8 protein-coding genes and 1 pseudogene are annotated in these 11,736 nt (G+C 62.4%); 8 read left to right on the forward strand and 1 reads right to left on the reverse strand.

The features are described from left to right. From GNZ12_RS37860 to GNZ12_RS37870, 3 genes are all read left to right on the forward strand, one after another. A partial coding sequence (locus tag GNZ12_RS37860; RefSeq protein ID WP_172317329.1) for a Tn3 family transposase occupies nt 1–2,439 on the forward strand: 2,439 nt, incomplete at its 5' end. Nucleotides 2,440–2,465: 26 nt separating this feature from the next. After that, a complete protein-coding gene (locus GNZ12_RS37865) occupies nt 2,466–4,802 on the forward strand; it encodes a 2OG-Fe(II) oxygenase (protein WP_172317331.1) in 2,337 nt (778 codons plus the stop codon). 71 nt (nt 4,803–4,873) lie between these two features. Continuing rightward, nucleotides 4,874–5,131 carry a DUF6429 family protein gene (locus GNZ12_RS37870; protein WP_172317333.1) on the forward strand — a complete coding sequence of 86 codons (258 nt, stop codon included), beginning with the start codon at nt 4,874–4,876 and terminating at the stop codon, nt 5,129–5,131. A 34-nt stretch (nt 5,132–5,165) separates the two neighbouring features. On the opposite strand, the gene GNZ12_RS37875 is transcribed toward GNZ12_RS37870, so the two are convergent. Beyond that, nucleotides 5,166–6,161: a site-specific integrase gene (locus GNZ12_RS37875; protein WP_235994016.1), complete on the reverse strand. Its 996-nt coding sequence runs from the start codon at nt 6,159–6,161 to the stop codon at nt 5,166–5,168. 119 nt (nt 6,162–6,280) lie between these two features. Here GNZ12_RS37875 and GNZ12_RS37880 point away from each other — a divergent pair, with 119 nt between their 5' ends. The 5 genes and pseudogenes from GNZ12_RS37880 to GNZ12_RS37900 all read left to right on the forward strand — a co-directional run. Beyond that, the gene (locus GNZ12_RS37880; RefSeq protein WP_172317335.1) at nt 6,281–8,719 is read left to right on the forward strand and encodes a TOTE conflict system archaeo-eukaryotic primase domain-containing protein; all 2,439 of its coding nucleotides are present in this window, start codon (nt 6,281–6,283) and stop codon (nt 8,717–8,719) included. Between the two features lie 183 nt (nt 8,720–8,902). Further along, nucleotides 8,903–9,895: a DNA-binding protein gene (locus tag GNZ12_RS37885; RefSeq protein WP_172317337.1), complete on the forward strand. Its 993-nt coding sequence runs from the start codon at nt 8,903–8,905 to the stop codon at nt 9,893–9,895. Between the two features lie 349 nt (nt 9,896–10,244). After that, nucleotides 10,245–11,267, forward strand: coding sequence for a DNA-binding protein (locus GNZ12_RS37890; protein ID WP_172317339.1), 1,023 nt, complete (start codon nt 10,245–10,247; stop codon nt 11,265–11,267). 4 nt (nt 11,268–11,271) lie between these two features. Next, nucleotides 11,272–11,475 (forward strand): hypothetical protein, encoded by a 204-nt coding sequence (locus GNZ12_RS37895; RefSeq protein ID WP_172317327.1) that lies wholly within the window; start codon nt 11,272–11,274, stop codon nt 11,473–11,475. 11 nt (nt 11,476–11,486) lie between these two features. After that, a pseudogene (locus GNZ12_RS37900) lies at nt 11,487–11,736 on the forward strand (hypothetical protein); the annotation flags it as partial.

The following is an 11,736-nucleotide window of genomic DNA, read 5'->3' on the forward strand; positions in this document are numbered from 1 at the left end:
CTGGGCCGCTCGATATGGACAGGAATCGAACGCGACCTGCTCGTCAGGATCGACGCGACTGTCACGGAAGCACAACTGGTGCACGCGGATGCTGTTCTGTCCACCCAGCACGGCGCTTCAGGCATGACTGTGCTCGAATGGCTGAAGACGCCGCCTGCCCGACACAGTCCCACGACAATTACCGAGACGTTCGAGAAGATCCACTTTCTCAAGGATCTTGGTACACATACGTGGACACTTGATGCGATTCCGCTCGAAAAGCAGCGCGCTTACGCGCAGCGCATCCAGGCTCGCCGTCCTGCAAAGACGCGTGAGCTGAAAGCGTCGACACGCACGATTGAACTGGTGTTCTTCCTGCGCGTCACGCTGCTGGAACTGACGGATTCGCTGTTGTATCAAACAGGCCGTCGCGTTTGCGATCTGGTTCGGCAAGCCTACGACAAGACCAAGACGAAACAGGCCCGCTCGGCCGTGGAGTACCGGCAGCAGTTGATTGCGATCAAGGCGCTCGTTCACGATGCAGGTCGCCCGGCAGAAGAAAGGCTCGCCGATATCGGCAAGCTGCTCGAGGATCTGTCGGAAAAAGCGCCGGCCAGTCATGCAGCGAGCGTTCGCGAAACGCTGACTGATGATCACCATCGCATCCGCAATCTGCTGCTGCCCTTGCGCGAACTGGCGTTCGCGGGCCGGGAGACAGAGTCGAGCTTGAGGCAGCTCGAACTCATTGGCCAGTTGCACGACAGCGGTGCGACCGAGCTGCCGCATGACTGTGATGTACCGGTCAGCGCCAGTTGGCGCGACATGGTCGAGGGCGATGATCGCAAGCGTGCACTGCGCGCCCTGGAAGCTTCTGCAATCACGGGCTTGCGCAAAGGCCTGCGCTGCGGCTCGGTGTGGATCAATCACAGTCTGTCTTTTCGCGAGCGCGACCAGTTGCTGATTCCGCCGGCGCAATGGCAAAGCGAACGGGACCGTCATCTGTCGTCGCTGGGTTTGCCACCGACAGCAGATCCGTTCCTCGATCGGTTGACGAGCCACCTGCAGGTGGGCCTCGCCGCATTGGACGAAGCCCGCGAGGCCGGGCGTGTAACGATCGGGCCAGACGGCGCGCTGCACCTGTCAGCGCTCGAAGCGTTGCCGACAGACGGTGTACTGAAACGCACGCGCGATCTGATGTTCAAGGAGATCGGCAACGCCCAGTTTGCCGACATGGTCATGGAAATGGATGCCCGCACGGGTTTCAGCGCGGTGCTTCTGGCGCGCAAGGCGCGCGATGCTCACGAACTCGTCTCGCTGTACGCGGCACTGATTGCGCACGGCACCGAGCTCGACGCGAAAAGCGTCGCAGCCACGATCCCGCAACTGGACCCGGCCCACATTTCGGCTGCGATGCGCGCACTTGAAATGCCGGGACGACTCCCCCACGCAAACGACCGTGTGGTGGAGTTCCAGCGCACACACCCGATCACTGAACTCTGGGGTACCGGACAGCACGCCTCCAGCGATTCAATGAGTCTGGATACGTCCCGGCACCTTTTTTACGCTCGGGTCGATCCGCGACGCCGCACCCACGCGGTCGGTATGTACACGCACGTGCTGGACCAGCACGGCATCGTCTATAACTATCCGATCGTGCTGAACGAGCGCCAGGCTGGCGTGGCGATTGAAGGCATCATCCGCCACAACGACACGCGTAACGATGGCGGGTTGCTCAGACTTTCCGTTGACACGCATGGGTATACGAATGTGGCAATGGCGGTATCGAAACTGCTCGGGTTCGATCTCTGTCCGCGCCTGCGCAACCTGTCCGAGCGCAAGCTGTATTTGCCACGAGGAACGGCCGCGCCCGAAGGGTTGGCCTCGGTGATTTCCTGCGAGATATCGCTCAAGGCCATTCGCGACGGCTGGGATGAACTGCTGCGGCTGGTTGCCTCGATCAGGTCGGGGCGCGTCAGTGCAATTGTCGCGCTCCAACGGTTCGGCAGCGCCGCGCAGGGCGACCGGGTGCATCGGGCCGCCGATCATCTTGGCAAGCTGTTGCGCACGCTTTTCCTGTGCGACTATTTCAGCAATGCGGAGTTTCGTCGTGAATTGCATACGCTGCTTAACCGCGGCGAGTCGGTTCACCAGCTCCAGCGCGCAATCTACATCGGCAAGGTCGCGCCGGAACGTGGACGTCGCCGCGATGAAATGATCGCGATCTCCGGCTCATTGACGTTGCTCACGAATCTTGTCATCGCGTGGAACACGCAGCGCATGCAGGCGACGGTCGACGACTGGCGACGCAAGGGGCAGCTCATCGATGATGACTGGCTGCGCCGCATGGGGCCGGCGCATTTCGCGCATGTGAATTTCCGGGGGACGCTCAGTTTTCCGATCGATATGTACCAGGAGGTGCTGCTTGACGCGGCACCCTGGCAGAAGGCGAGCAGTTCCTGAAAACATTCCACAGAGGAGGATGCTCTTTGAAGGCTGCCATTACTCGCGAACTTGCAAAAATTATTCCAACCATCCGTTGCCACGGGGACTTCTACGCGACGGGCAAATCCGAAATCGCCATGCCTAACCTCGAGGTAGGGGGCGTTGGCCGTATCGCACTACCGCTTCTTCCCGTGCAGGCCGAACAGCTCATTGCGATTGCTGCACGCGCGCCCTATGGGCGCGGGGAAGAAACGCTCATTGATACCGATGTTCGCCGGACATGGCAGATTGCGGCTGATGGCGTTCACCTCTCGGGAAACAGCTGGGCGAGAACCCTGGACGCGATTGTCGGCAAGGCAGCCAACAGCCTGGGTGTGACGGGGCCGGTTTCGGCCGAACTGTACAAACTTCTGGTCTACGATGCGGGCAGCTTTTTCGTTGAGCATCGCGACACGGAGAAAATTCCAGGGATGTTCGCGACCCTGGTGGTCGTTCTGCCTTCGGCCTGCAATGGAGGCGAACTGATCGTTCGTCACCGGGGACGTGAGGTCTGTCTTGACCTGAATTGCTCCGATTCGGCAGAGGTGTCTTTCGCTGCTTTCTATGCCGACTGTGTGCATGAGGTCCGCCCGGTCACGTCGGGCTTCAGGTTGACGCTTGTCTACAACCTGACGCGCAGCGGTCACCGCCAGCCTGCTGTTCCTCCGGAGTACGACAAGGAGCAGACGGCCATCACGGCATTGTTGCGACGCTGGGTGGCGAACAAGGATTCGCCAGATGACAGCTCGCCCGAAAAGCTCATATACCCGCTGGAATACGCTTATACCCCGGCAGAACTGTCGTTCGATGCATTGAAGAGTGCCGATGCGGCTGCCGCTGCGGTGCTTGTCCGTGCTGCTGAAGAAGCCGCCTTCGACCTTCACCTGGCACTGGTGTCGATCGACGAGACCGGTAGCGCCGAATATAGCGGTTACGCCTCGCGCAGACGAAGCCGGTGGCATCGTGCCCGAGATGATGACGATGATGAGGAGGACTACGACGACGACTTCGACGTTGGCGAGATCATTGAGCGTACGCTGACCGTATCGCACTGGCGACGGCCCGATGGCCGCCAGCCCGCAATCAATGCCTTGCCCTTTGAGGAAAGGGAACTTTGCCCGCCCGGAAGCTTCGACGGCCTGGAGCCGGACGAGCAACATTTTCACGAGGCCACCGGCAACGAAGGGGCGTCGTTTGAGCGCACCTATCGGCGAGCCGCTTTTGTGCTGTGGCCTCGGGCACGACGGCTTGCCGTGCTCAATCAGGCTGGCCTTGGAGTGACATTGCCTTACCTGAACGATCTCGCACAGCGCTGGACTCAGAGTGGTGGAAGTCAGGAGTCGCCCACGTGGGGCGAGGCGCACGTGCTTGCCGGGCATATGCTGCACGGCTGGCCGGCCTCACCCGGTTACTTTGGGACACGGCAAGCGGACGAGGTCATCAGCATGTTGTCCAGCCTGACGCAATTGCACGACACCGTACACGTTGACACCCTTTTGTCCGCGATTTCTGCCAAAGGGCTCTATCATGGCAGCGAGAATGAAGCGTTGGCACGTGCGTTCGGGATTCTTCCGCCGGAGCGGACGGCTGAACTCATGGGGCAGATCATCTCTGCGAACGCGCAGATGATGCCGGGGGCCTGCGCCGGGCTGCTGGCGCGGACCAGCGAAGGCACCCAGCCCGCCTGTCCTCCGGCGCTCCTTCACCCGGTTGCCACGGCGTTGGTCGAAACGTTTCTGGGACAGCGCGCGAGCGCCTCCCGCCCTGGTTGTCTGCGATGGCCAGACCCAATCGAATCATCCCTGATTGTCGACCTGCTGACAGCTCTCGACCGGATGGACTCGCCATCACTCGCCGGCCGTGTTGTCGAACATGTGTTGGGGAATCCGGCCTCTTTCGGCATGGACGCTATCATCGTTCCTGCCGTCCTGGGTTTGACCGAATGGGCGCCGATGGCGAACGTCGCGTCGGTCCAGCGCCTGCGTGCCGCATGTCTGGCCCATTTGCGCTGCCGTATCGCCGAGCCCCTGGAACCACCAGCAGATTTCGCACGAACGAATACCGTCAGTTGCCGTTGCGTCCATTGCGCTGAGCTCGGACGGTTTCTGGTCGATCCTGGGCGCAAGGAATGGGCGTTAAAGGCGGCCCAGCACTTCCGCAGTCATGTTGAGAGTGTCATCAGGCAACACGATTGCGATCTGGATTGTGCGACGCGCAGGGTCGGTAGTCCTCACAGCCTGATATGCACAAAAAATCAGGCGAGCTATGAACGGCGTGTGCGACAACGCAAGGACGATCTGCGAAACGTGGAGCGGCTTGATGTCTTTTCGGAACACGGATGACAAGCCTGCGATGTATTGGCCCAGGCGGGCGACGGGGTCGTGAGTGAGGATGGGTATTTGAGGGAAGTGCGATGGATATCGATACCGCGGCAGTCGACGAAGTGGTCCTGGCGCTGCTTTACCTGAATCTATGCGATCAGAACCGTGCCTGGAAAAGCTTCGACTGGGAGGCAATGAATCGCCTGCATGAGAAAGGCTTCATCCACAATCCGGTCAGCCGCGCGAAATCCGTCGTGCTGACCGAAGAGGGTTTGCGCGAAGCCGAGCGGTTGTTCAGGCAGTACTTCGTCCGCTCCCGTGATCGAAAGCTGGACGACAAACCGGCGTGACCAGCTCCCGTACGTTATTGGTGAACGGATCGTTCTATGGCGACGTTTTCGCAGGCGCAACGACCGCCAACTGCTGTGACATAGGCGTCGGTGCAGCCGTAAGCGCGGATTCGATCCGGTGCTGTGCGAACGGGTCCGCCGCGTCAATGTAGCGCATTGCCGAACGTACATCCTTCCAACCGACGTACTCCATCAGCATCTTGAGGTCCCACTGGTTCGAATTGGCCCAGGTCGCAAAGCCTCGCCGTAGTGAGTGACTGCTGTAGCTGTCGGGAGCCGGCACGCCGGCCGTGCGAAACAGTGCGCGCAGCAGCGGCACGAAGCTGCCGGCGTGCAGCACTTCATCACTGATGTGCCCCCAGCGATCAATACTGCGGAACACGGGTCCTTCTGTAAGGCCCGAAGCCGCGATCCACGCCTCGTAAGCGGCTACCGGGCACAGGCGCGAGAGCGCCGGCGCCCTGAATGTCGTGCCGAGCTGCGCACGATCGCCTTTTGTACGAGGCAGAAACAGCGTCATGCCGCGGCCGGGCTCGATTGTGATGTGTTCGATTCGCAGGCGGCTCAGCTCGTCGGAGCGAAACCCGCGCCAGAAGCCGAGCAGGACCAGCGCCTTGTTTCGGACATGCGTGATGTGGGTTCGTGCATCGCCCGTCTCCATTGCATCCGCGATCTGCTCATCGAGCCATGCCATCAGCCGTTCGAGTTGTGCAAGCTGCAGCGGCTTCGCGCGCTTTTCGCTCGCGGGATGCAGTGCCGCGATGCCCTTGAGCACCTTGCGCACGTGCGGCGTCTTCGTCGGGTCCGGAAAACCCTGTGTCTGGTGCCACTGCGCGAGCGCCGCAAGCCGCGATCGCAGCGTGTTCACCGAAAGCGACTCCGCGTGGTCGGCAAGGTATCGCGCGATCGCATCGGCGCTCGCCGGCAGGAAACCGCCCCAATCGACCTCGAAATGACGGATCGCCGACTGGTAGCTGCGCCGCGTATTCTCACGTGTCGCGGCTTCGAGATAGCGATCGATGGCAGGCATGGCTCGTGAGTACAATCAGGTTATCAACATGGGGAACGATGATATCGGATATCCCTGCAACAACGCACATGTGTGCCAGCCGGCTGGCGACACCGGACGTGATTCTGACGGATGACGTAATGAATGGAGTAAAGCTACCGCACCCAGGCTGGGATAACCTCACCCGGGAGGAACTGTTCGCAGAACTGACGCGCCTGCAGGCCGACAATGCGAGGCTGACCGCGTTGCTGCCAGCACTTCCTCCATTGCAGGGCGAACCCGTGCAACTGGTTCAGCGCAAACCATCGCCAGCAGTGCGAAACACGGATGCGCCAACGCTCACACCGCAGCAGAAAGTGCAACTTTTCCGGCGACTTTTTCGTGGCCGGACGGATGTCTATCCGCTGCGCTGGGAAAGCCGAAATTCCGGAAAGTCAGGGTATGCGCCGGCGTGCGCCAATGAGTGGCGAGCCGGGATCTGCGAAAAGCCCCGCATCAAGTGCTCGGACTGCAACCATCGGCTCCTCCTGCCGCTGGACGATCAGGTCATCTACGCACACCTGGCAGGCGATTACACGGTAGGGCTCTATCCGCTGATGCCGGACGGCACCTGCTACCTTCTCGCCGTTGATTTCGATGAGGAGGGCTGGCGCGAAGATGCGAGTGCCTTCTGTCAATCCTGCCGGGAACTGGAAGTCCCGGTGTCGCTGGAGATTTCGAGATCAGGCAATGGGGCGCACGCGTGGATTTTCTTCACCTCTGCTGTTGCCGCCCGCGATGCGCGGCGGCTGGGCTCGGCGATCATCAGCCACACCTGTGCCCGAACCCGGCAGCTCGAACTGTCGTCCTACGACCGGCTCTTTCCGAATCAGGACGTGCTTCCCAAGGGCGGCTTCGGTAACCTGATCGCGTTGCCCTTGCAGAAGCAACCGCGCGAGCGGGGTTGCAGCGTATTTGTCGATGACGATTTTCAACCCTATGTCGACCAGTGGGCGTGCCTGGTATCTATCCAGGCCATCGACGGTCGCGATATCGAGGGCGTGATTTTCCGCGCCACCGGTGGTGTCCATCCGCTCGATGTGGCGTTCATCACGGAAGAGGACCAGGCCGAACCGTGGAAATCGCCGCCGGCTTTGTCGAAGCAGCTGGGCGGCCCAATGCCGGCATCGTTGACCCTGACGCTTGCGAACCAGCTCTATTTCGAGAAGGCGCATCTACCACAATCGCTGCTCAACCGCCTTGTCCGGCTGGCGGCATTCCAGAATCCGGAGTTCTACCGTGCCCAGGCGCGTGGCTTCAGCGTCTGGGACAAGCCGCGCATCATTGGTCGCGCCGAGAATTGCCCGCGTCACATTGCGTTGCCGCGCGGGTGCCTCGATGACGTCATGACGCTGCTGCGCGACAACAACATCGCCTGCGAAATATGCGACGAGCGTTGCGCGGGCGAAACTATCGCGGTGTCATTCGCTGGCGTCTTGCGTGTCGATCAGCAGGCGGCGGTGGCCGACATGTTGCGACAGGACACCGGCATCCTGCATGCGCCAACTGCATTCGGCAAGACCGTGACAGCGGCCGCGATGATCGCGCGGCGCGGTGTCAATACGCTCGTGCTCGTCCATCGCAGGGAACTGCTCGACCAGTGGCGCGAGCGGCTGCAGTCGTTTCTCGCGCTCGACGCTCGATGCATCGGCACGATCGGCGGCGGCAAACTGCGAGCCACCGGCCAGATTGATATCGCGATGTTGCAGTCGGTGGCACCCGGCGGTCCACGCGGCGAGATGCTTCGACGCTACGGCCACGTCATTGTCGACGAGTGCCACCATGTCTCAGCCGACTCGTTCGAGGCGGTGCTCAAGACAGTCAACGCGCGATACGTGCTGGGGCTGACCGCCACCCCCGTGCGACGGGACAGCCAGCAACCCGTGATGTTCATGCTGTGTGGCCCGATCCGGCATGCGGCCCGTGCCGCCTCGACCGCGCCGCAGGTACTCGAGGTCTTCCCGCAAAGGCTCACCGCCGCAGTCGACATGCCGGCCGATGCGCCGATCCAGGACGTGTTCGGGCGTCTGGCGAAAGACGCTCAGCGTACGAGCATGATCGCCGCGGATATCAGGGAGCAGTACCGGCAGGGGCGCAACGTTCTGGTGCTGACTGAGCGGACGGATCATCTGGAAAGCCTCCAGCGGGCGCTGGACGACAAGGTGCAGCCGCTGTTCGTGCTGCACGGGCGACTGGCAAGAAAGGCTCGCGCGGCGCAGCTCGCCGCACTCAACGCACTGGCCGACGATGCGCCCCGGATCGTGCTGGCGACCGGCAAGCTGGTTGGCGAGGGTTTTGACCATCCAGCGCTGGATACGCTGGTGCTGGCGATGCCGATCTCGTGGAAAGGTACGTTGCAGCAATACGCCGGCCGGCTGCACCGCGAGCACGCGACGAAGTCGAGTGTGCGAGTGCTCGACTACATCGATGCCGGCCATCCCGCGCTGCTGCGCATGTGGGAACGGCGCCAGCGCGGCTACCGGGCGATGGGATACCACGTGCGCGCGCCCGGCGAGGAGCTCCAGCTGGACCTCGGCTGAAATCCAGCAACCGATCGGTTTTCTGTACTGTTTCCGGCCGCCGGAGGAAGTTTTTTGGGCATCACATTCGATAACCCATCTTTATTGCATGTCAGAAGCCGACTCTCAATCGACAGCTTGATTTCCTCCGGTGGTACGTATATACATATTACGTACCACAGTACGATATTCGAAGGAGATCCGATGGCCCGCGCCGGTCTTAGCCGCATGGATATCAAACGTGCCCGCGATGCGTTGCTCGCACAGGGGCAGCATCCGTCGATCGACGCGATACGTATCTCGCTCGGCAACACCGGCTCGAAATCGACGATCCACCGCTACCTGAAAGAACTCGAAGAAGAGGACGGCGCATCGCTCGCGCGCGCCGGCTCGCTGTCCGACGCCATCCAGGATCTCGTGGCCCGGCTGGCTGCGCGTTTGCACGAGGAAGCGCAGGTGGCGGTCGACCAGCAGACGGCTACGGCCGCGGCGCAGCGCCTCCAGGCGCAGGCCGAGGTCGCAAAGCTGGCTGGTGAGGTTGCGGCGCTGCGCACACAACTGGCCGAGGCCGGCGCCGCCGTCGTACGCGAGCAGGCCGCGCATGCGGACACCCAGGCGGCATTGCAGCAGCGTGCGCTCGACGTCGAACGCCTCACGCAGCAGACGCACGACCTGACCGAGCGGCTTACCGAACACGACGGCTTCCGACGCTCGCTCGAGGAAAAACTGCAGCACGCGCACGAGGCGCTCGAACACTACCGCACGGCCAGCAGGGAGCAGCGCGAACAGGAAGCGCGCCGGCACGAGCGGCAGGTCCAGCAACTGCAGGCCGAGCTGCGCCAGGCAAACCAGACACTGATGGTCAAGCAGAACGAAATCACGCAACTGAACAAGGACAATGCTCGGCTCGTCGCCGAGGCCGGCGCCGCGACCAGGCGGCAGCGCGAAGAGCACGCACACGGCGAGCAACTGCAGTCTGCGCTGAACCGGGCGCTTGCCGACCACGCGCGCGCCGAGGCTGAACGCGATGCGTTGCAGACAGTGGGGAGATCACAGGCCGCTGAACTGACGCAGGCGCGCGAGGCGCGTGAGTCGCTTAACGCTGATCTGACGAAGCTCGCGGCACGGTTCGATGCGCAGCAGCAGTTGCTCGTGGATTACCGCATGCGCTTGGGTCTTGCGGGCGTGGCTGGGTAAAAGCGCCAGATTTTGCATCTAAAGGACGCGGTTTCGCGAAATCTCGGTCACAACAAGTCATTGATTTTTATTGTGATTTCAAAGCAAACCGCCAGATTTTGCACGAAAAGGACGATTACCCCGACCATCGAGGCGTTCCGGAATGACGAGGGATTCGACCGTCTGGATGGACGCAATCGGGGTATCTGACACGGTTCGGGCGACTCCGGCGGGTGTGACGCGGTGACGGCCGGCACTCCCGGCCACATACACGACATTATAGGCCTAATGTCAAAATTATGGTGTCCATGCATTGGATATTTATCGGTTTACGCTATATTATTGAGCTAATTCAACGAAAATCGCTCCGATGCACGACGTTCAGCCCGATGAAGCCCGCGTTGCCACCGAAATCGACCGGCTGAAGGCCGAATTTCCAAAGACCCGCGAGCTCTACCGCGAGGTCTGCGCGCTGCTGTTCTTCCGTTTCGGCATCACGCCGACCGCGAACCGGCTCTACCAGCTGGTGAAGCGCGGCAGCATGAGCACGCCGACACAGGTGCTCGGCGAGTTCTGGGTTGAGTTGCGCGAGAAGAGCCGCGTGCGGATCGACCACCCGGACCTGCCGGCCGACCTGCAGGCCGCCGCCGGCGAACTGGTCGCGACGCTGTGGACGCGTGCGACCGCAACGGCGCAGATGGCACTGGAGGCGCTGCGGGTCGAAGCCGAGGCAGAGAAGGTCGCCGCGCAGAACACTGTCACGTCGATGCAGGGCGAACTGGGCCGGACCGAAACCGCGCTCGAGCAACGCACCAGCGCGCTGCTGGCCGCCCAGGTCCGGATCCAGGAACTCGAGCAGGGGCAGGCCGCAGGTGAGGCCACGCGTCGCGCGCTCGACGCGGAAATCACCCGACTGCAGGACGAACACGCCGCGCGCGACCTGGCACTGGTGCAGGCGAGGGCGGATTTCTCGGAGGAGCTCGAGAAGCTGCGGGCCAGCGCGGGACTGGCGGAGGAGCGACTACGGGCGACCGAGAAGCGGGCGCTGCTCGAGATCGAGCGTGAGCGGGTTGCCAGCGCGCGACTCCAGAAGGAACTCGACGCTGCAACGCGCCGCACGGAGCAGGGCGAGGCACGCCACCGCAGCGAGCTGCAGGCCGTGCAGGCGCAACTTGCCGATGCGCGGCACCAGGCTGGTGTCCTCGAGGGCAGCCTGGTGGCTGTGCGCGACGCCAGCGCCGGCTATGCGCGAGAGCTCGGGTTGCTGCGAGAGCAGATGGCGGGGGCGGTCGCTCCGCGCGGCTCAGGTCGCAAGGGTGGGGCTGTCACGGTACCCGCCCGCAAGCAGCCCCGTGCGACCCGCAAGGCGGCATCGGCGAAGAAGCCGGGATAAGCGCATGAACCCGACCGCCCGGAAAAGGAAGAAGGCCGTCTGTCCACCGATCGGCGCGCTGATGCGGTATCGCGATCGCATCGTGCGCGTGATCGCTGAAGCGAGCGGTCAACGCGCGGTGATCGAATCGGCCGACGTCAATGGCCGGTCGCTCCGCAGCGTGGTGAAATGGGCTAATCTGGCCGGTCTGAACGATCAACTCTTCTGACGCTGACCATCATGCAGCTCGACATCTTCGCCGACAGCCGCGACGTCATGCTCCGCAACGATGTGCTGGATGCCCTCCACCGGCGCGATGCAGTCTCTGCCCGGCAGGCCTGGCAGAGACTCGCAGGCGAATTCCCCGATGACGACACCCTGGCCGGGCTGGCGACATTGATCGATGTGCTCGACAGCGATGTCGCCACGCCGTTCGCCGGTCATCCGGCGCTGGCTGCCGCCTGTGGCCGCCTCAATGATGAGGTTGAAC

Origin of the sequence: Paraburkholderia solitsugae, assembly GCF_013177695.1 — a bacterium.
Classification (GTDB): domain Bacteria; phylum Pseudomonadota; class Gammaproteobacteria; order Burkholderiales; family Burkholderiaceae; genus Paraburkholderia; species Paraburkholderia solitsugae.